The organism is Streptococcus sp. 1621, from assembly GCF_013276615.1.
Taxonomy (GTDB): Bacteria; Bacillota; Bacilli; order Lactobacillales; family Streptococcaceae; genus Streptococcus.
Genome location: NZ_VMLJ01000011.1, coordinates 82401 through 102018, shown reverse-complemented (window position 1 = coordinate 102018; position 19618 = coordinate 82401). Strand labels below are relative to the sequence as shown.

The following is a 19618-nucleotide window of genomic DNA, read 5'->3' as shown; positions in this document are numbered from 1 at the left end:
CCTAGAGAAGCAAATATGCTTCTCTAGGACGGAATTTTTGAGAGTAAAATAGTTCGGGGAACTATTTTAGCCCGAGCCTAGAAATGAATGAGCTAGGAGCTCAAAAATTAGGTCTTTTATTTCATGGATTTCTAAAATCATCCACTGGATAATTTTACCTCCCGTCCGCACTATTTAAGGGAAATAGAAAAAGATAATAAATTAAGACTAAAAGTCTATAAAGAAAAGAATTGAAAGGGAAATTACAATGGAACGAATCATTCATGGAGATGTCTTATCACCAATCTTGGCTTATATGCGCCTAAAGGGGCAACACAAGGTTATCTTAGAAAGTATTCCGAGAGACAAGGAAACAGCTCGTTTTTCTATCCTAGCCTATAATCCTGTTTTTGAGATTAAGTTTGAAAATGGAGTCCTTTATCAAAATGGTCAAGTGATTGATCGGGATTCTTTGGATTTCCTTTATGAAGTGACTCATAAGAGCCAGCACCATTCAGATCTACCTTTTGGTGGTGGGGCAATTGGTTTTGTTGGTTACGATATGATTTCGCTTTATGAAGAAATTGGTCAAATTCCTGAAGATACAATTGGAACGCCAGACATGCATTTCTTCGTTTATGAGAGTTACATTGTTTTTGACCACAAGAAGGAAAAAATCCATGTCATCGAGGATGCTCTTTATAGCGAGCGTAGTCAAGAAGCCTTGGAAGAAGCCTTGAACCAAGTGCTTGAGGAATTACGTATTCCTGCTCCAAATGAATTTGAAGACTTGGATCTATCTCCTCTGGACTTCAAACCACATATCGCTCCTCAGAAGTTTGAGGAAATGGTGGAAACCGCTCGTGACTTGATTCGTAATGGAGATATGTTCCAATGCGTGCTTAGTCAACGCTTCTCAGCAGAGGTTACTGGAAATCCATTTGACTTCTATAGAAATCTTCGCGTGACTAATCCTTCTAATTATCTTTATTTCTATGATTTTGGTGATTATCAAATCATCGGAGCTAGTCCAGAAAGTTTGGTTTCTGTCAAAAATGGCATCGTGACAACCAATCCGATTGCAGGTACGCGACCAAGAGGAGCTACGGATGAAGAAGACAAGGATTTGGCGACAGACCTACTTTCGGATGAGAAGGAAACAGCAGAACATCGGATGTTGGTAGACTTGGGACGCAATGATATCGGTCGCATCTCTGAAACGGCAAGTGTTCAAGTTACCAAATATATGGAAGTGGAGCTCTTCCGTTATGTTATGCATTTGACCAGCGTGGTCAAGGGGCGTTTACTTCCAGAACTCACTGCCATGGATGCCTTGAAATCAACACTTCCTGCTGGAACCGTTTCAGGAGCACCAAAGATTCGAGCGATGAGACGCATCTATGAACTGGAAACAGAAAAGCGGGGAGTATATGCAGGAGCAATTGGCTACTTGTCTGCGACGGGTGATATGGATTTCGCCATTGCCATCCGAACCATGATTCTCAAAAATCAAACAGCCTATGTGCAGGCTGGGGCAGGGATTGTCTACGACTCCATCGCCCAAAACGAATACCAAGAAACCATTAACAAAGCAAAATCTATGACTAGAATTGGAGAACTAAGACCATGATTTTATTGATTGACAACTATGATTCTTTTACCTATAACTTGGCCCAGTACATTGGGAATTTTGCAGAAGTACAGGTCTTGAGAAATGATGATCCCAAGCTGTATGAAGAAGCTGAAAAAGCAGATGGTCTGGTCTTTTCGCCCGGCCCAGGTTGGCCAGTTGATGCTGGAAATATGGAAGATATGATTCGTGACTTTGCTGGCAAGAAGCCGATTCTTGGGATTTGTTTGGGCCACCAAGCCATTGCAGAAGTCTTTGGTGGTAAGTTAGGTTTGGCTCCAAAAGTCATGCATGGGAAACAGAGCAACATCAGCTTTGAAGCGCCATCTGTTTTGTATCAAGGCATTGAGGATGGCCGTGCAGTCATGCGTTACCACAGTATTTTGATTGAAGAAATGCCAGAAGACTTTGAAGTGACAGCTCGTTCGACTGATGACCAAGCTATCATGGGGATTCAACATAAAAACCTACCGATTTATGGCTTCCAGTACCATCCAGAGAGTATCGGAACGCCAGATGGCTTGTCTTCTATTCGGAATTTTATCGAGAAGGTTGTAAAGTGAGGAAACTAGGATGAAAGAGATTATTGAAAAACTAGCAAAATTTGAAAATTTATCAGGTGTGGAAATGACGGATGTCATTGAGCGTATCGTAACTGGGCGTGTAACAGAGGCGCAGATTGCTTCTCTCCTTTTGGCTCTTAAGATGAAGGGGGAAACACCTGAAGAACGCACAGCCATTGCCCAAGTCATGAGAGGGCATGCCCAACATATTCCAACTGAGATTCATGATGCCATGGACAACTGTGGTACAGGTGGAGACAAGTCTTTCAGTTTTAATATTTCCACAACTGCAGCCTTTGTCTTGGCTGGTGGCGGTGTTCACATGGCCAAGCACGGCAACCGCTCGATTTCTTCTAAATCTGGTTCTGCAGATGTCCTCGAAGCTTTGGGCATCAACCTAGACCTCAAACCAGCTGAACTAGGTAAGGTCTTTGATAAAACTGGAATCGTCTTTCTCTTTGCTAAAAATATGCACCCAGCTATGAAATACATCATGCCAGCTCGTTTGGAACTAGGAATTCCAACGATTATGAACTTGACTGGTCCCCTGATTCATCCAATGGCTTTGGAAACACAGCTTCTTGGAATTAGCCGTCCAGAACTTCTAGAAAGTACAGCTCAGGTTTTGAAAAATATGGGTCGCAAACGTGCCATCGTGGTTGCTGGACCAGAAGGTTTGGATGAAGCTGGTTTGAATGGAACAACCAATATTGCTCTTCTTGAAAATGGCGAAATCACCTTGTCAAGCTTTACTCCAGAGGATTTGGGAATGGAAGGCTACGCTATCGAAGACATTCGTGGAGGGAATGCTCAGGAAAATGCAGAAATTTTGCTTAGCGTTCTTAAAAATGAACCAAGTCCATTTTTGGAAACGACAGTCTTAAATGCTGGTCTTGGTTTCTATGCTAATGGTAAGGTAGATAATATCAAGGATGGAGTTGCCTTGGCCCGCCAAGTCATTGCTAGTGGCAGGGCCCTTGAAAAACTCAGACTGTTACAGGAGTATCAAAAATGAGTCAGGAATTTTTAGCACGAATCTTAGAGCAGAAGGCACGTGAGGTGGAGCAGATGGAGCTGGAGGAAATCCAGCCCCTGCGCCAGACCTATCGCTTGGCAGAATTTTTGAAGAATCATCAGGACCGCTTGCAGGTAATCGCTGAGGTCAAGAAGGCTAGCCCTAGTCTGGGAGATATCAATCTTGATGTGGATATTGTGCAACAGGCCCAGACTTATGAAGCAAACGGAGCAGTGATGATTTCTGTTCTGACAGATGAAGTTTTCTTTAAAGGACATTTGGATTATCTACGGGAGATTTCCAGTCAGGTACAGATTCCGACGCTTAACAAGGACTTTATTATCGATGAAAAACAAATCATCCGAGCTCGCAATGCAGGTGCGACAGTCATCTTGCTCATCGTGGCAGCCTTGTCCGAAGAACGCCTCAAGGAACTTTATGACTATGCGACAGAGCTTGGTCTGGAAGTCTTGGTGGAAACTCACAATCTAGCTGAACTAGAGGTAGCTCACAGACTTGGTGCGGAGATTATTGGTGTTAATAACCGCAATTTGACTACCTTTGAAGTTGACTTGCAGACCAGTGTAGATTTGGCTAAACATTTCAAAGATGATTGCTTGTACATTTCTGAATCTGCTATTTTCACAGGGCAGGATGCGGGACGAGTAGCACCATCCTTTAACGGAATTTTAGTTGGGACAGCTCTCATGCAGGCAGAAGATGTAGCCCAGAGAATCAAGGAGTTGCAGATTGACAAAGGTTAAAATTTGTGGACTATCGACCAAAGAAGCGGTGGAAACAGCCGTTTCAGCAGGAGCCGACTACATCGGTTTTGTCTTTGCACCTAGTAAAAGACAGGTGACCTTGGATCAGGCTGCTGAGCTGGCAAAGCTTATTCATGCGGATGTCAAAAAGGTTGGTGTATTTGTTTCACCAAGTCGGGCAGAACTGCTAGAAGCGATTGAAAAAGTTGGTTTGGACTTGGTTCAAGTTCACGGTCAGGTGGCAGATGATTTATTTGATAATTTGCCTTGTGCCAGTATTCAGGCTGTGCAGGTGGATGGAGAGGGACATGTACCCAATTCTCAGGCAGACTATCTCCTCTTTGATGCCCCTGTGGCTGGGAGTGGCCAGACCTTTGACTGGGCTCAACTGGATACGATTGGACTAACTCAGCCTTTCTTTATCGCAGGTGGGCTTAATGAAGACAATGTAGTAAAAGCAATTCAACACTTTACTCCCTATGCAGTAGATGTATCAAGCGGAGTGGAGACAGATGGACAAAAAGATCATGAAAAGATTAGAAGATTTATAGAGAGGGTAAAGAATGGCATATCAAGAACCAAATAAAGATGGATTTTACGGAAAATTCGGCGGACGTTTTGTCCCAGAAACATTGATGACAGCAGTTTTGGAGTTGGAGAAGGCCTACCGTGAAAGTCAGGCAGACCCAAGTTTCCAAGAGGAATTAAACCAACTTTTGCGCCAGTATGTGGGACGTGAAACTCCCCTTTACTACGCAAAAAATTTGACCCAGCATATCGGCGGAGCCAAGATTTATCTCAAACGTGAAGACCTTAACCATACAGGGGCCCACAAGATTAACAATGCCTTAGGACAAGTTTTGCTTGCCAAACGCATGGGCAAAAAGAAAATTATCGCTGAAACAGGTGCTGGTCAGCACGGTGTAGCAACTGCAACAGCTGCGGCCCTCTTTAACATGGAATGTACTATTTACATGGGTGAGGAAGATGTCAAACGCCAAGCCCTCAATGTCTTCCGTATGGAGCTTTTGGGAGCTAAGGTTGAGGCAGTGACAGACGGTTCGCGCGTGCTCAAGGATGCGGTCAATGCAGCCCTTCGTTCATGGGTAGCTAATATCGATGATACCCACTATATCCTTGGTTCTGCCTTGGGTCCTCATCCATTCCCAGAAATTGTTCGTGACTTCCAAAGCGTTATTGGTCGAGAAGCTAAACAACAGTACCGTGACTTGACAGGACAAGATCTGCCAGATGCTTTAGTAGCCTGTGTTGGCGGTGGTTCTAATGCTATCGGGCTCTTCCATCCATTTGTAGAAGATGAGTCTGTAGCTATGTATGGGGCTGAAGCAGCAGGACTTGGTGTGGATACAGAGCACCACGCAGCTACCTTGACCAAGGGTCGTCCGGGTGTTCTTCACGGTTCTCTCATGGATGTGCTCCAAGATGCCCATGGTCAAATTCTTGAAGCCTTCTCTATCTCAGCAGGTTTGGACTATCCTGGTATCGGTCCAGAACATTCTCACTACCACGATATTAAACGTGCCAGCTATGTTCCTGTGACAGACGAAGAAGCCTTGGAAGGATTCCAACTCTTGTCTCGTGTGGAAGGGATTATTCCGGCCTTGGAATCTAGCCACGCTATCGCTTTTGCGGTGAAATTGGCCAAAGAACTTGGCCCAGACAAGTCCATGATTGTCTGTCTATCAGGTCGTGGGGACAAGGATGTGGTTCAAGTCAAAGACCGCTTGGAAGCAGATGCAGCAAAGAAGGGAGAAGCTCATGCCTAAGACACTAACAGAAAAATTGAATGCTATAAAAGCAGCTGGAAAAGGAATTTTCGTGCCCTATATCATGGCTGGAGACCATGAGAAAGGTTTGGATGGTTTAGCTGAAACAATCCACTTTTTAGAAGATTTGGGTGTCTCTGCAATTGAAGTGGGCATTCCCTTTTCAGACCCTGTTGCAGATGGACCTGTGATCGAAGAAGCAGGCTTGCGTAGTCTAGCTCACGAAACTTCTACCCAGGCTTTGGTTAAAACCTTGAAAACCATTCAAACAGAAGTTCCACTTGTCATTATGACCTACTTTAATCCCCTCTTTCAGTACGGTGTTGAGAACTTTGTCAAAGATTTGGCTGATACAGGGGTTAAGGGTTTGATTATTCCAGACCTTCCTCATGAGCATGCCAACTTTGTAGAACCATTTTTGGCAGATACAGACATGGCCTTGATACCCCTAGTTAGTTTGACAACAGGACTTGAGCGCCAGAAAGAGTTGATTGATGGGGCAGAAGGATTCGTCTATGCGGTTGCCATCAATGGGGTGACAGGGAAATCCGGCAATTACCGTGCAGACTTGGACAAGCACTTGGCGCAATTGCATCAAGTGGCTGACATCCCAGTCTTGACAGGTTTTGGTGTGTCTAGTCAAGCCGATGTAGAACGCTTCAATGCGGTGTCAGATGGCGTGATTGTCGGTTCGAAAATCGTAAAAGCTCTCCACCAAGGAGAGCCAATTGAGGACTTTATCAAACAAGCAGTAGCTTACCAAAAATAATCACACAAGCAGCAAGTAAGAGGAAAGGTACGAAAGGAAGTCTTTCCTTTTTCTTTTGCAGGAGAAAGGCTAGAATTCCTGTTGCAGAAGCAAACTGAATCAAGATGAGTAACTCGGTTATGCTAAAGACGAGAGCGCAAGAAGCTAAAAAGAGGAAATCCCCTGCACCCATGCGGATATCGATAAAATGAGCTAAAATTCCAAGGATAAGGAAGAAGACCATGACCAGATTCCAGCCAGAGGAAGCCATGAGGATTAGGTGGAAAGTCATCCAGACCAGTAAGGGATATTCCTGATGGTGAAAGTCGTAGATGCCCAAGGTCAAACCCGCAGTGATTAGGATGACTTGACTCAAGGAAAGCAATTCCCAAGACCAAGACAGAAAGAGAAGTCCCAATCCCAATTCAAAAAGGGCATACCAAACAGGATAGCGAGACTTGCAGTAGCGACAGCGAAAGCGATTGAAGACCTGCGAGAGAATCGGAATCAAATCTAAGGGACGCAAGGGAGTCTGACAGGAATCGCAGTGACTAGCAGGTTGGATAATGGATTGCTCTGGAAAACGGTCGATGAGCAAACCAAGAAAAGAAGCGAGAATGCTCCCGACAAGAAAAAAATAAAAATCAATCATACTTATCTATTCGTAAAAAATAGGAGAAGTAGTATAATGGAGAAATATAGATAAGATGGTGAGGAAAAGATGACAATTCGTTTTGAAGAAAAGGTGAGTATAGAAAACGCTCAACGCGTATGTCAATGGTCCAACTCTCTTGGCAAATCCTTTCAAGAACAATGGATGGGAACAATGATTCCTTTTCCCTTGACAATTCAAGTCTTGCAAGATTTGGAAGGAATCTTTTCTATTTTTGATAGACAAGAGTTTGTCGGGCTAATCCAGAAAATCAGGCTAGAAGATAAGGATCTTCATATTGGAAGATTTTTTATCAACCCCCAGAAACAAGGGCAAGGATTAGGTAGCCAAGTTTTAAGGAAATTTGTTAGTTTGGCATTTGCAAATGAAGATATAGATAGTATTTCTCTAAATGTCTTCGAGGCAAATCAAAGAGCTCAAAATCTTTACCAAAAAGAAGGATTTGAAATCGTTCAAATTGTTGAAACACCTATACGAAAATACATTATGAAAAAGGGGAGATAGGAGTTTAATTACAAATATAAAGAAAGCGAACAAAACAGAATTCTGATTTTCAGAAAACAGGTTTGTTCGCTTTTTATGATATACTCCCTCTTTTTAGCCTATTTATTAAATGTAATAGAAAATTAGGAATGTAGAATTGTATGATACAAACAAAGTGCAATAGCTGAGTGTGCAGCTGTAAAATCATTATAAGGTTCAATAATAACTTCAGGTAGGCGATTATAGAGCAATTTGGGTTTGTAGTTCATTTCACTATATAGTTTTTGGATGATGTGCTGATTTGTTAGTAAAGGACTATGTAGGTAGATTTTTTGAGAGTCAATCATCATACTGATATTTAAAATGGTTTGACTAAGATAGAGTAAGGCTTGATGGATAAGTGTGATTATTCCAGTGTCACCTAATTGATAAGCGGTTAAAATAACTTGGATATCAATATCATCGGCATTTTTGACTAAGCTAGGAAGTAAAGAATAGGTAGATTGATGATATAGAATTTTTGATTTTTTGATTAACCAAGATTCTCCAGCAAAAGTTTGTAAGCATCCCTTGCGCCCGCAACTACATTCTTCTCCCTCAGATGAAACAACTGTATGCCCTATTTCTCCAATCATTAGATTCCCTTTCCCATAAATGTTCCCGTCGTAGATATAAGAACAGTGCATACCTCTAGCAAAATGAAAATAAGCAAAATTAGGGTCATTCTGTTGGCGACTAAATAGGCGTTTACCTATAGCCATACAGTTAACATTGTTAGAGAAAAACAAAGGCTTATCAAAGTGGGATTGAATCATTTCTAAGTCGATATGTTGCCATAAAGGATTGTTTGTTGTTATTTTATAATCATCTAAATAGCGACCAGGTAGCGCGATTCCAATTGCTTCTATTTTATAATCAGAGCAGTTATTTAAGAATTGCTTTAGTGTCTGGCTAATGAGTTGATTTCCCTTTTCTTGGATTAACTGTTTAGTAACAATTTCTTTCTCTTCTTTTAAGATATTTCCTAGATTATCTCCTAAAGCAAAAGTAAAGTGTTTTTCAGATAGTTCACAACCAATGTAGTAAAATCGATTAGCTTGAATGTCTAGCAGAATTTTTTTTCTCCCTACACTTGTATCGTGTTCGTCTTCACCAAGTTCTAAGAGAATGTTTTCTTTAATCAGCTCATTTGTGATACTGCTAGTTGTTGCAGGTGTTATTCCGGTTTTAGTAGCGATTTCAATTCGTGAAATGGGTCCTAATGTGTAAACTGTCTCCAGTATTTTAGCTCTTAGTTGTAATTGTTTCTTAGATAAGGTCATATTAGTTTTCTTCCTAGTTGTCAGATTCTTAAAATCCTATGATTTTTTGCTATGGATAAATGTAGATGTTAATCTTTTTAAGCTTTTCATTACTTACTGGTCTCTTTTTATTATATATTGATAATAAAAAATAATCAAATGTTTACACAAATCCTTGACAAGGCTTTCTTATAGTTGTAAAATATAAATAACAAAAGATAATCAAATAACAACTTGACGTCAAAAAATAAAGCTAATTGATAACTTTTGATAATAAAATATATTTAAGAGGAAGTGCAACGGAAAATAATTCACAAGATAGAAAATAGAGTAGTATGTGATGATAGGGGTTCTTGCTAACAATGATATAGAGCCTAGTTGTTACGAAAATATTTCAATCAGTTGGAGGATTGAGAATGAAACGTTTAATTAGTGCAAATCCATCTGAGATATTAGAGATGAATGCTGAAGAATTAAAACAAAGTATTTTAGCAAGTGAAGGTAGAGTTGTTCTATCTGAAAATGTAGCCACTCGTGAGACATTTGTTGGAGATATCACTAATTCTGAAATTGCTAGAGCTTTTGGAGCTGACATGATTTTATTGAATTGTGTTGATGTTTTTGAGCCTAAAATTTATGCTTTGGATAGTTCAGGTGATGATGTTATTCATCGCTTACACCAGCTCGTTGCTTGCCCAATTGGTGTAAATTTGGAACCGATTGACCCATCTGCAAAGATGCTAGAGGAAACACAGGAAATTGTTGCAGGTCGTGTTGCTAGTGTTGAAACATTGAAGCGAATAGAGGAGTTAGGTTTTGACTTTGTCTGTTTGACTGGAAATCCTGGAACAGGAGTTAGCAATCGAGAAATCATTAAGGCTGTTCAAACTGCTAAGGAAAACTTTTCTGGTTTGATTATTGCAGGTAAGATGCACGGGGCAGGAGTGAATGAGCCTGTGGCAGAGCTTTCTGTCGCAGAGCAATTGTTGGAAGCAGGTGCGGATGTGATACTTGTTCCAGCAGTTGGAACCGTTCCAGCCTTTCATGACCAAGAGTTGCGTGAAGTCGTTGATCTCGTTCATAGTAAGGGTGGTCTTGTATTGAGTGCTATTGGTACTAGCCAAGAAACATCTGATACGGAGACAATTAGGGAAATAGCGCTGAGAAATAAAATTTGTGGAGTTGATATTCAACATATAGGTGATGCAGGATATGGGGGACTGGCAACAGTCGATAATATTTATGCCTTGAGCAAGGCAATTAGAGGAGTGAGACATACAGTATCTCGCTTGGCTAGGTCAGTAAATAGGTGATAAAGGAGTAAGCTATGGCTAAAGTAACAATTATGTTAGCGTGTGCAGCAGGTATGAGTACAAGTCTGCTAGTGACAAAGATGCAAAAGGCAGCAGAAGATAAGGGGTTGGATGCAGAAATTTTTGCAGTTCCAGCTCCTGAAGCAGAAGAAATTGTAGCAACAAAAGAAGTAAATGTGTTGCTTTTAGGCCCTCAAGTTCGCTATTTACTAGGGAACTTTCAAGAAAAACTAAAAGATAGACAGATTCCTGTGGCGGTTATTCCGATGACAGATTACGGAATGATGAATGGTTCTAAGGTCTTAGATTTAGCTGAAAGTTTATTAGACTAAGATTGAGGAGAATGCTATGAATGAAAGTAATTTAGAATCTGTAATGGGGCTAATTATGTATGGTGGGGAAGCCAAAAGTAATGCTATGGAGGCTATTCAGGCAGCAAAAAAAGGGGATTTCTCTAAAGCCAATCGAAGATTAGCTGATGCGAATGCTGCCTTATTACAGGCGCATAAGGCTCAAACAGAAATGTTGACAAGAGAGGCACAGGGGGAAAAAACATCAATTAGCCTCTTGATGGTACACGCGCAAGATCATTTAATGACGAGTCTGACTTTTGTTGACTTGGCGAAAGAAGTGGTAGAAGTATACGAACGATTTGAAAAAAATTAGGAGTTTGGTATGAATACAATGTTGGATAAAATGCAAGAAAAACTTTCTCCAATTGCAATGAAAGTTGGAAATCAGAAGTTTTTAGTTGCTTTACGTGATTCATTTGTGGGGACTATGCCTGTTATTATGACAGGTTCCATTGCTTTGTTATTAAATGCTTTTCTAGTGGATTTACCACAACAATTTCACCTAGAAAGTATTACGAAAACCTTTCAGTGGCTTGTTGACATCAATAATTTGGTATTCAAGGGAAGTATACCAATTGTTTCCTTGTTGTTCATCTATTGCTTGGGAGTGAATATCGCTAAGATTTACAAGGTTGATACAGTTTCTGCTGGTTTGGTATCACTTGCCTCGTTTGTCATTTCGATTGGAAGTACAGTTACAAAGAGTTTCCCTTTGGCAAATGTAGGAGATGTGAAATTAGATAAAATCTTACAAGGAATTGATAATCTAGCATTTGATGGTAAAAATCTGATGGTAACTATTGGGAATGTGATTCCAGGAAACCATATCAATGCCAGAGGCTACTTTACAGCCATGATGATTGGATTTTTAGCCTCTATTATTTTCTGTAAAGTGATGAAAAAGAACTGGGTAATCAAGTTACCAGATTCAGTTCCCCCTGCGATTGCTAAGCCGTTCACTTCTATCATTCCAGGATTTATGGCGATGTATATAGTAGCCATCTTGACTTATGTTTTCCATTTACTTAGCAATGACTTATTGATTGATTGGGTTTACAAGGTGTTACAAACGCCATTACTAGGTTTGTCTCAAAGTTTCTTTGCAGTTATTCTGATGATCTTTTTGAATAAGTTATTCTGGTTTTTTGGTCTCCATGGAGGAAATGTATTGGCTCCCATCATGGAAGGGCTGTTTGGAGTTGCTATGTTAGCGAATCTGGATGCTTTCCAAAAAGGTGAACCGATTCCTTATATATGGACAAGTGGGTCTTTTGGGGCGTTTGTCTGGTTTGGAGGATTAGGATTAGTACTTGCTATTTTAATTTTTTCAAGAAACAGTCATTATCGAAAAGTTGCCAAACTTGGTCTAGCACCAGTTCTGTTTAATATTGGTGAGCCGGTCAATTATGGTTTACCAGTTGTCTTGAATCCTTTGCTATTTATACCATTTGTACTTAGCCCAGTTTTCATGGCAACGGTAGCTTACTGGGCAACAAGCTGGGGTCTTGTTTCACCTGTTACACAAAATGTTACTTGGGTAATGCCACCAATTTTATATGGTTTCTTCTCTACAGCATTTGATTGGCGTGCCATCATCTTATCAGTTGTTTGTTTGATTATTAGTGTCTTGACTTATTTCCCATTTGTGAAAATGGCAGATAAAACTGAATTGAGTTAATGGTCTTACTTGCGTTTTTTGTGATAAAATAGAAATAGATTACGTGTAAGATGAGTTAGGTGTAGGATTTCTTATCTCTACTAAAATTGTTATTAGACAAAGGTTTATAGTCTGTTGAAGTTAGAATAGTACACTATAACTTCTAAAGCAGTGCTAGAAAATGATTTGAATTTCCTAATCGATTTAGTCATATTTTAGTTCATTTTTCTATAAAACATAACAAGAATGTTATTGCTTTATATAGAGAGATTGATATAGAAAGGGGTGCAGTAAAGGTAGATATCTTCTTGTGCCTCTTTTGCCATATTAGAAAGGAGATTTTATGGTTCAGACAAAACAGCCAAATATTATTTTGATTGTTGTAGATCAAATGAGAGCAGACGCCTTATCCTTGAATAGTAAGGATAAGCTAGTTAGCACTCCAACATTAGATATGATGGCTAGTGTAGGTTATAATTTTGAAAATGCCTATTCTCCAGTTCCTTCTTGCGTTCCTGCTAGGGCAGCTTTATTGACTGGTTTAGATCAAGATAAAAGTGGACGTGTTGGTTATCAAGATGAAGTGCCTTGGAATTTTACTAATACTCTTCCAAAAGTCTTTAAAGATATGGGTTATCAAACAGAGTGTATTGGTAAGATGCATGTTTTTCCTTCCAGACAGAGACTTGGGTTTGATCATGTCTTACTTCACGATGGGTATCTACATGTTGATAGAAAGTATGATAAGGCTTATGGAAGTCAATTTGATTATGCTAGTGACTATCTAGCCTTTTTAAAGGGTAAAGTTGGTTATGATGTTGATTTGATTGATGACGGAATGGATTGTAATTCTTGGGAAGCTAGACCTTGGGATAAAGATGAGAAGTTACATCCAACAAACTGGGTTGTGAGTGAGTCCATTTCATTTTTACAAAGAAGAGATCCAACAGTTCCTTTTTTTCTCAAAATGTCTTTTGAAAAACCACATGCTCCATTAAATCCCCCAAAATACTATTTTGATATGTATATGGAACGCTTGCCTCAATTTCTCGATTTGCATATCGGGAATTGGGAAGTATTAGAAAAGCAAATTCCGTCTATTTATGCTTTAAGAGGGAAATTAAAGGAAGATGATCAAAGAAGAATGGTTGCTGCTTATTTTGGATTGATTACTCATATAGACCATCAAATTAGTCGCTTTTTGACTGCCCTAAAAGAATTTCGTCATGATAAAGATACGATTATCTGGTTTGTTTCGGATCATGGAGATCAGCTTGGTGAACATTATCTGTTTAGAAAGGGATATCCTTATCAAGGAAGTATCCACATTCCTTCGTTTATTTACGATCCGGCTGGATTGATAGCTGGTAATAGGGGAACAATCAAGCAATTAGTGAAAATTCAAGATATTTTTCCTTCACTCGTGGATTTGGCAGGAGGAACTACTACAGATGAACTAGATGGACGGAGTGTTAAGAATTTATTATTTGGACAGTACGAGGGGTGGCGAACAGAATTTCATGGTGAACATGCTTTAGGAAAAGATTCTAGTCAATATATCTTGACAGACCAGTGGAAATTTATCTGGTTTCCTGTTTTAAATTATTATCAGTTATTTGATATGAAAAAAGATCCGCATGAAATGAATGATTTGTATCCAAGTGAAAAATACCAACCTATTGTTCGTCAGATGAAGAAAAAATTAGTAGACTTTCTTAGATATAGAGAAGAAGGTTTTGTTGTGGATGAAGAGTTAGTTCCTGTTGAACTATCTAAAATAACACCCACTCTAACGAAAACGGGGGATACTTAATCATGAAGATGAAAAAAATCAAGGGTGGGACATTTATGATGGGAACAAATTCTGAAGAGGGCTTTTTAGATGATTTTGAAGGTCCTCAAGTCGCTGTTAGTGTAAAGGATTTCTCCATTGCGGATACTCCAGTTACGAATCAAGAATTTGCTCAATTTGTGAAAGAAACAGGCTATAAAACACTAGCTGAGCGACAAGAGTGGTCTTTTGTTTTTATATTGTTCGTTCCAGAGGCAGAAAGGGAGGGATATCCTCATCCTGCTGGGGCTCCGTGGTGGTTACAAGTTCCGAACGCTTGCTGGAAACATCCCTACGGTGAGAACAGTAATCTAGTGGGTTTAGAAGACCATCCAGTAGTTCATGTTGCTTTAGAAGATGCATTGGCTTTCTGTAATTGGAGCGGAATGTCTTTACCGACTGAAGCACAGTGGGAATATGCTGCTAGAGGAGGAAGACAATCTGAATATCCTTGGGGAGATACTCTTTTAGAAGGTGGATATTATCATGCCAATACTTGGCAAGGAAGATTTCCTTATGAAAATACTGCCTTAGATGGATTTATAGGAACGGCTCCTGTCTATGAATTTTTACCTAATGATTTTGGTCTATATCAAATGATTGGGAATGTTTGGGAATGGTGTCGCAATCCGAGATATACCTTATTAGCTAGTTTTAATGAAGATGACTATGAGTTGCCAAAATATGGGATACAAGAGGAGGAGTATGCTATCAGAGGAGGTTCCTTTTTATGTCATTGTTCTTATTGTAATCGATACCGAGTAGCTGCTAGAAATGGATGTATTTCTACTTCCACTAGTAGCCATCTAGGTTTTAGATGTTTGAAAGAATAGGATGGACTTAAAAAGTGGTTGAGATTATTTATTTTCTAATCATTATAATAGCTAGTGGATTGGGTTCTATATCAGGCATGGGTGGTGGAATTATAATTAAGCCACTTATGGATAGTTTTGGATACCATTCGGTCAGTGATATTGCTTTTTATTCTAGTTTCTCTGTTTTTATAATGGCGATTATTTCAACAATCAAAAGATTTTCACAAAGTAAAGAGATAAAATGGAGATTGATTTTTACGGTATCCTCTTCTTCTGTTTTAGGAGGATTTCTAGGTCATCTTATTTTTCAAGTTCTGTTATCTCAATTATCAGTACGGCTAGTATTCATTGTTCAAATGATTTTACTATTTGTGATGCTACTTGTATCATTTGTTTTAGCAGATTTTAAAAAAACTTATCAATTTGATAAGATAGGATTCTATATGATTTGTGGTCTTCTATTGGGCTTGATTTCTAGTTTTTTAGGGATTGGTGGTGGCCCGCTCAATGTATCTTTATTGATGGTGTTTTTTTCTATTTCGATAAAAGAAGCAACGATGTATTCTCTTGCAATTATTTTCTTTTCCCAGTTGTCTCATTTGGCTACAATTGTTATGGTTACAGGTTTAAATCAGTATCATTTAGCACCTGTTCCAGTTATTTTTCTTGCTTCTGTATGCGGAGGGGTATTGGGGACGGTTGTATCAAAAGTCTTACCTGAAAATTGGGTAAGATACTGTTTTAAAGGGATGTTATTCTTTGTCATGGGAATGACTTTATATAATTTATTTCATATTTTGTAAGGTCAGTGTGAAAATATTTAAATAGACTTCCTGTAAAAACTGGATTTAACGCCCTCCATTTGTCAAATTAAACTAGACAGTCTTACCAACTCAGAAAATACCTGATGAGGTGTTTGGTATCCAAGGAATTTAGGTAGGATGTGATTTCTTGAGGCTGGGAAAAAAGTCTTTAAAATTAAAAAACGCATAATATCAGGTGTTGAAACAATCTTGATATTATGCGTTTTATTGTGGGAATATTTATTTCATTTTTCTGAAATTGAGTTTTTGCCCAGCCTAAAATTCTTGACTGACTTCGTTGAAATCTGTCTGCTTTGGCAAGTCATGACACCTTAAAAGTCTATTTGAATGTTCGTTGAGACACCGCTGTCTTGGACATCCTAGATTCGCAAAAAAGCTCTCACTATCGTGCTGATTGGAAATATCTTTCCATTTTGAAAACTCTTTTCCACAGTCAAATGTAATAGATTTAAAGAGGTTCACTAGAAATTGTGCTAGCCACCCTTGGATGGATTCTGCCACATATTTTGCCCTACGACTCTTGGTCTTCAAACTGACAATCAATTGACTATACCTGTTCGCTCACAAATAGGAGAGAACTTTTTACGAAAATCTAATGAATATGCCATAAGAACATTATACCGCAACGTGTACTATTTTTGGTTCATTTTACTATAGAAACTATTGAAGCACCTGTACGAAAATACATCATGAAAAAGCAGAGATAGGAAGAAACAAAGCCTTTTCCTATGGTAGGTAGATTCCTATATCTGAATATTGAAGGGATTTCAGAAAGCCGATTGGAGTGATTTTATTCATGATAGGAAAAAGGATCTGGACAAAAATGATTGAGAAATAGTTGCTAAAAAAACGTTTGCATGATACTATATATTGAAAGGAGGTGATAATATGGTAGAACAAAAAAAATCAATTACCATGAAAGATGTTGCTTTAGAAGCAGGAGTTAGTGTTGGAACAGTTTCACGTGTAATTAATAAAGAAAAAGGCATTAAAGAAGTAACCTTGAAAAAAGTGGAACAAGCAATTAAAACCTTGAATTACATTCCAGATTACTACGCTAGAGGAATGAAAAAAAATCGAACAGAAACGATTGCAATCATTGTACCAAGTATCTGGCATCCCTTTTTTTCAGAATTTACTATGCATGTGGAAAATGAAGTCTATAAGAGGAATAATAAATTACTCTTATGTTCTATAAATGGTACAAATAGAGAGCAAGACTACCTGGAGATGTTGCGTCATAATAAAGTTGATGGAGTGGTTGCTATTACCTATAGTCCAATTGAACATTACCTGTCGTCAGGAATTCCCTTTGTCAGTATTGACCGTACATACTCAGATATTGCCATTCCTTGTGTTTCATCAGATAATGATGCAGGTGGAAGAGAAGCAGCTAAACAATTAATTAGTAAAGGATGTCGGCATTTAGCCTTTGTGGGCGGACATAATACAACCATTAATGAAACTAAACGTCGTAGAATTTCATTTGAAAAGTATGTCCAAGAGCATAAAATACCTCTTAGTATTTTTGATTTGGATGAGACAGTTACTGACTATCATGGAAAGCTAGAGAGTTTCTTGGAAGAAAATCCTTCTATAGATGGAATTTTTACAATCAACGATTTTACAGCTTTGGATGTGACTGAAATTCTAGAAAAGAATGGCAAACGTATTCCTCATGATGTCCAAATTATTGGATACGATGGAATTAAAATGGCTGGAGATAGAGATTATCTACTTTCAACAATTGAGCAACCCCTGGAGGAAATGGCTAGAGAAGCTGTACGAATCCTATTTGATATCATCGAAGGAAAGGCTGTTAATTTGCAGACCATCCTACCAGTAAAATTTGTTGAAGGAAAAACAACAAAAAATGAAAATAAGTCTTGACAGAAAGCGCTATCAATGATAGAATAAATTCAGATAAAAAAGATTTATTTTTTTAGAACAAAAATGAAACGTTTCAAAAATAAAATAAATAGACAGCGCCAAGCGTTATCTTTTTAAAACAAAAAATGAAACGTTTCAAAAAAAGGAGGTTGCTATGAATAGCAAAGCGAAGCAAGTTTCTCTTTGGGAAAGAATCAAGAAACAAAAACTCTTGTTATTGATGACTGTCCCTGGTTTAGTTTTAACCTTTATCTTTAAATACATCCCTATGTATGGGGTTTTAATCGCATTTAAAGATTATAATCCCTTAAAAGGAATTTTAGGGAGTGATTGGATTGGTTTTTCTGAGTTTACAAAATTCATATCCTCTCCCAACTTTGGTATCTTGTTAGCCAATACTTTAAAATTAAGTATCTATGGTTTATTGCTTGGCTTTTTACCACCAATCATTCTTGCTATTATGCTCAATCAACTCTTGAGTGAAAAAGTCAAAAAACGAATTCAGCTCATTTTATACGCACCAAACTTTATATCAGTCGTTGTTATCGTTGGTATGATTTTCCTTTTCTTTTCAGTGGGAGGACCAATTAACAATTTTCTCTCTATGTTTGGAATGAAGGCTGACTTCTTGACAAATCCAGACTTCTTTAGACCCTTATACATCTTTAGTGGTATCTGGCAAGGAATGGGATGGGCTTCAACGCTCTACACGGCAACATTGGTAAATGTAGATCCAGCCTTAGTAGAAGCAGCCCGACTGGATGGAGCCAATATCTTCCAACGAATCTGGCACATTGATATTCCAGCTCTTAAGCCTATTATGGTTATCCAATTTGTTTTAGCTGCAGGTGGAATCATGAATGTCGGATATGAAAAAGCATTCCTGATGCAGACATCGTTGAACTTGCCAACTTCTGAAATTATCTCTACATATGTCTATAAAGTTGGTCTTGTATCAGGAGACTATTCTTACTCAACAGCGGTTGGTTTGTTTAATGCAGTGATTAACGTAGTATTGCTAGTCGCGGTTAACCAAATCGTTAAACGCATGAATAATGGTGAAGGAATTTAAGGAGGAAAGTATGAAAAATTCGATTATGGATACAAAATTTGATAGACGTATCTTACTCTTAAATAAAATCATTATTGTCTTTATCGTTTTGATAACCTTACTTCCTTTACTTTATATCGTCGTAGCATCCTTTATGGATCCTAAGGTTCTGGTTAGTAGAGGGATTAGCTTTAATCCAGCCGATTGGACGGTAGAAGGTTACCAGCGTGTATTCAGTGACCAATCTATTCTAAGAGGTTTTATCAATTCTCTACTATACTCTTTTGGCTTTGCGGCTTTAACAGTATTGCTATCTGTGTTTACAGCTTATCCTCTTTCTAAGAAAGACTTGGTTGGACGTCGTTGGATTAATTATTTCTTGATTGTAACCATGTTCTTTGGTGGTGGTTTAGTTCCAACTTACTTACTAGTAAAAGATTTGGGCATGCTTAATACTCCATGGGCTATCATCGTTCCCGGTGCTGTCAATGTTTGGAATATTATTCTTGCTAGGGCCTATTTCCAAGGATTGCCTGAAGAGTTAGTTGAAGCTGCTGTCATTGATGGTGCAAATGATTTACAGATTTTCTTCAAAATCATGCTTCCTCTTGCAAAACCAATTATGTTTGTTCTCTTCCTCTATGCTTTTGTAGGACAGTGGAACTCATACTTTGATGCAATGATTTATATCAAGGATCCAAACTTGGAACCATTGCAACTTGTACTTCGTAAAATTCTCATTCAGAGCCAACCAGGTCAAGACATGATTGGAGCACAAGCGGCTATGAATGAAATGAAACGTTTAGCTGAATTGATTAAATACGCAACTATTGTCATTTCCAGCTTGCCATTGATTGTTATGTATCCATTCTTCCAAAAATACTTTGATAAAGGAATTATGGCTGGTTCACTTAAAGGATAAAAATAGAAAAAATAAAAGG

Annotated in this window: 21 protein-coding genes; 18 read left to right on the top strand and 3 right to left on the bottom strand. The window is 38.6% G+C overall.

Features of this window, described 5'->3' with window-relative positions; all coding sequences use genetic code 11:
* Positions 1-247: 247 nt before the first annotated feature.
* Genes trpE through trpA form a run of 7 tightly spaced genes read left to right on the top strand, consistent with a single transcriptional unit; the run spans position 248 to position 6507 of the window.
* Positions 248-1609: an anthranilate synthase component I gene (gene trpE, locus HT697_RS02695; RefSeq protein WP_166736606.1), complete on the top strand. Its 1362-nt coding sequence runs from the start codon at positions 248-250 to the stop codon at positions 1607-1609.
* Positions 1606-2172 carry an aminodeoxychorismate/anthranilate synthase component II gene (locus HT697_RS02690; RefSeq protein ID WP_173219616.1) on the top strand — a complete coding sequence of 189 codons (567 nt, stop codon included), beginning with the start codon at positions 1606-1608 and terminating at the stop codon, positions 2170-2172. Before trpE ends, HT697_RS02690 begins: the two co-directional genes overlap by 4 nt.
* A gap of 10 nt (positions 2173-2182) precedes the next feature.
* Positions 2183-3187, top strand: coding sequence for an anthranilate phosphoribosyltransferase (gene trpD, locus HT697_RS02685; protein WP_164226070.1), 1005 nt, complete (start codon positions 2183-2185; stop codon positions 3185-3187).
* Positions 3184-3951: an indole-3-glycerol phosphate synthase TrpC gene (trpC, locus tag HT697_RS02680; protein ID WP_164226071.1), complete on the top strand. Its 768-nt coding sequence runs from the start codon at positions 3184-3186 to the stop codon at positions 3949-3951. Before trpD ends, trpC begins: the two co-directional genes overlap by 4 nt.
* Positions 3938-4537: a phosphoribosylanthranilate isomerase gene (locus tag HT697_RS02675; protein WP_164226072.1), complete on the top strand. Its 600-nt coding sequence runs from the start codon at positions 3938-3940 to the stop codon at positions 4535-4537. Before trpC ends, HT697_RS02675 begins: the two co-directional genes overlap by 14 nt.
* Positions 4515-5738, top strand: a complete 1224-nt coding sequence (gene trpB / locus HT697_RS02670; RefSeq protein ID WP_000331265.1) for a tryptophan synthase subunit beta — start codon at positions 4515-4517, stop codon at positions 5736-5738. Before HT697_RS02675 ends, trpB begins: the two co-directional genes overlap by 23 nt.
* Entirely contained in the window at positions 5731-6507 is a 777-nt protein-coding gene (trpA, locus tag HT697_RS02665) for a tryptophan synthase subunit alpha (RefSeq protein ID WP_164226073.1), read from the top strand. Before trpB ends, trpA begins: the two co-directional genes overlap by 8 nt.
* Here the strand turns inward: trpA and HT697_RS02660 are convergent.
* Positions 6479-7138, bottom strand: coding sequence for an A24 family peptidase (locus HT697_RS02660; RefSeq protein WP_164226074.1), 660 nt, complete (start codon positions 7136-7138; stop codon positions 6479-6481). The genes trpA and HT697_RS02660 overlap by 29 nt on opposite strands.
* 69 nt (positions 7139-7207) lie before the next feature.
* Here HT697_RS02660 and HT697_RS02655 point away from each other — a divergent pair, with 69 nt between their 5' ends.
* Positions 7208-7663, top strand: coding sequence for a GNAT family N-acetyltransferase (locus HT697_RS02655; RefSeq protein ID WP_164226075.1), 456 nt, complete (start codon positions 7208-7210; stop codon positions 7661-7663).
* A 122-nt stretch (positions 7664-7785) separates the two neighbouring features.
* Here the strand turns inward: HT697_RS02655 and HT697_RS02650 are convergent, their stop codons facing one another.
* Positions 7786-8964, bottom strand: a complete 1179-nt coding sequence (locus tag HT697_RS02650) for an ROK family transcriptional regulator (RefSeq protein ID WP_164226076.1) — start codon at positions 8962-8964, stop codon at positions 7786-7788.
* 395 nt (positions 8965-9359) lie between these two features.
* Here HT697_RS02650 and HT697_RS02645 point away from each other — a divergent pair, with 395 nt between their 5' ends.
* From HT697_RS02645 to HT697_RS02615, 7 genes are all read left to right on the top strand, one after another.
* Positions 9360-10256: a WecB/TagA/CpsF family glycosyltransferase gene (locus HT697_RS02645; RefSeq protein ID WP_164226077.1), complete on the top strand. Its 897-nt coding sequence runs from the start codon at positions 9360-9362 to the stop codon at positions 10254-10256.
* Positions 10257-10270: 14 nt separating this feature from the next.
* Positions 10271-10588, top strand: coding sequence for a PTS sugar transporter subunit IIB (locus HT697_RS02640; RefSeq protein WP_050105030.1), 318 nt, complete (start codon positions 10271-10273; stop codon positions 10586-10588).
* A 16-nt stretch (positions 10589-10604) separates the two neighbouring features.
* On the top strand, positions 10605-10922 hold the full coding sequence (locus HT697_RS02635) for a PTS lactose/cellobiose transporter subunit IIA (RefSeq protein ID WP_001005888.1): 318 nt from the start codon (positions 10605-10607) through the stop codon (positions 10920-10922).
* A gap of 9 nt (positions 10923-10931) precedes the next feature.
* Positions 10932-12287: a PTS sugar transporter subunit IIC gene (locus HT697_RS02630; RefSeq protein ID WP_050239155.1), complete on the top strand. Its 1356-nt coding sequence runs from the start codon at positions 10932-10934 to the stop codon at positions 12285-12287.
* Between the two features lie 322 nt (positions 12288-12609).
* Entirely contained in the window at positions 12610-14079 is a 1470-nt protein-coding gene (locus HT697_RS02625) for an arylsulfatase (protein WP_173253182.1), read from the top strand.
* Positions 14080-14081: 2 nt separating this feature from the next.
* Positions 14082-14930: a formylglycine-generating enzyme family protein gene (locus tag HT697_RS02620; RefSeq protein WP_088788311.1), complete on the top strand. Its 849-nt coding sequence runs from the start codon at positions 14082-14084 to the stop codon at positions 14928-14930.
* Positions 14931-14944: 14 nt separating this feature from the next.
* Positions 14945-15715, top strand: coding sequence for a TSUP family transporter (locus tag HT697_RS02615; RefSeq protein WP_173253181.1), 771 nt, complete (start codon positions 14945-14947; stop codon positions 15713-15715).
* A gap of 276 nt (positions 15716-15991) precedes the next feature.
* Here HT697_RS02615 and HT697_RS02610 read toward each other — a convergent pair whose 3' ends face one another.
* Positions 15992-16237, bottom strand: coding sequence for an IS30 family transposase (locus HT697_RS02610; RefSeq protein ID WP_261024936.1), 246 nt, complete (start codon positions 16235-16237; stop codon positions 15992-15994).
* Positions 16238-16624: 387 nt separating this feature from the next.
* On the opposite strand from HT697_RS02610, the gene HT697_RS02605 reads away from it, so the two are divergent.
* From HT697_RS02605 to HT697_RS02595, 3 genes are all read left to right on the top strand, one after another.
* Complete coding sequence (locus HT697_RS02605; RefSeq protein ID WP_173253179.1) at positions 16625-17626, top strand: LacI family DNA-binding transcriptional regulator; 1002 nt, start codon at positions 16625-16627, stop codon at positions 17624-17626.
* Positions 17627-17780: 154 nt separating this feature from the next.
* Positions 17781-18698, top strand: a complete 918-nt coding sequence (locus HT697_RS02600; protein ID WP_001084979.1) for a sugar ABC transporter permease — start codon at positions 17781-17783, stop codon at positions 18696-18698.
* A gap of 10 nt (positions 18699-18708) precedes the next feature.
* Positions 18709-19599 (top strand): carbohydrate ABC transporter permease, encoded by an 891-nt coding sequence (locus HT697_RS02595; protein WP_000797956.1) that lies wholly within the window; start codon positions 18709-18711, stop codon positions 19597-19599.
* Positions 19600-19618 lie beyond the last annotated feature (19 nt).

Bases quoted from the DNA above. Each gene is read 5' to 3' on its own strand.
- HT697_RS02690 (WP_173219616.1), top strand. From the start codon at position 1,606: ATGATTTTATTGATTGACAACTATGATTCTTTTACCTATAACTTGGCC.
- HT697_RS02600 (WP_001084979.1), top strand. From the start codon at position 17,781: ATGAATAGCAAAGCGAAGCAAGTTTCTCTTTGGGAAAGAATCAAGAAA.
- HT697_RS02645 (WP_164226077.1), top strand. From the start codon at position 9,360: ATGAAACGTTTAATTAGTGCAAATCCATCTGAGATATTAGAGATGAAT.
- HT697_RS02660 (WP_164226074.1), bottom strand. From the start codon at position 7,138: ATGATTGATTTTTATTTTTTTCTTGTCGGGAGCATTCTCGCTTCTTTT.
- trpA (WP_164226073.1), top strand. From the start codon at position 5,731: ATGCCTAAGACACTAACAGAAAAATTGAATGCTATAAAAGCAGCTGGA.
- HT697_RS02605 (WP_173253179.1), top strand. From the start codon at position 16,625: ATGGTAGAACAAAAAAAATCAATTACCATGAAAGATGTTGCTTTAGAA.
- trpC (WP_164226071.1), top strand. From the start codon at position 3,184: ATGAGTCAGGAATTTTTAGCACGAATCTTAGAGCAGAAGGCACGTGAG.
- trpE (WP_166736606.1), top strand. From the start codon at position 248: ATGGAACGAATCATTCATGGAGATGTCTTATCACCAATCTTGGCTTAT.
- HT697_RS02620 (WP_088788311.1), top strand. From the start codon at position 14,082: ATGAAGATGAAAAAAATCAAGGGTGGGACATTTATGATGGGAACAAAT.
- trpB (WP_000331265.1), top strand. From the start codon at position 4,515: ATGGCATATCAAGAACCAAATAAAGATGGATTTTACGGAAAATTCGGC.
- HT697_RS02650 (WP_164226076.1), bottom strand. From the start codon at position 8,964: ATGACCTTATCTAAGAAACAATTACAACTAAGAGCTAAAATACTGGAG.
- HT697_RS02640 (WP_050105030.1), top strand. From the start codon at position 10,271: ATGGCTAAAGTAACAATTATGTTAGCGTGTGCAGCAGGTATGAGTACA.
- HT697_RS02630 (WP_050239155.1), top strand. From the start codon at position 10,932: ATGAATACAATGTTGGATAAAATGCAAGAAAAACTTTCTCCAATTGCA.
- trpD (WP_164226070.1), top strand. From the start codon at position 2,183: ATGAAAGAGATTATTGAAAAACTAGCAAAATTTGAAAATTTATCAGGT.
- HT697_RS02595 (WP_000797956.1), top strand. From the start codon at position 18,709: ATGAAAAATTCGATTATGGATACAAAATTTGATAGACGTATCTTACTC.
- HT697_RS02655 (WP_164226075.1), top strand. From the start codon at position 7,208: ATGACAATTCGTTTTGAAGAAAAGGTGAGTATAGAAAACGCTCAACGC.
- HT697_RS02625 (WP_173253182.1), top strand. From the start codon at position 12,610: ATGGTTCAGACAAAACAGCCAAATATTATTTTGATTGTTGTAGATCAA.
- HT697_RS02635 (WP_001005888.1), top strand. From the start codon at position 10,605: ATGAATGAAAGTAATTTAGAATCTGTAATGGGGCTAATTATGTATGGT.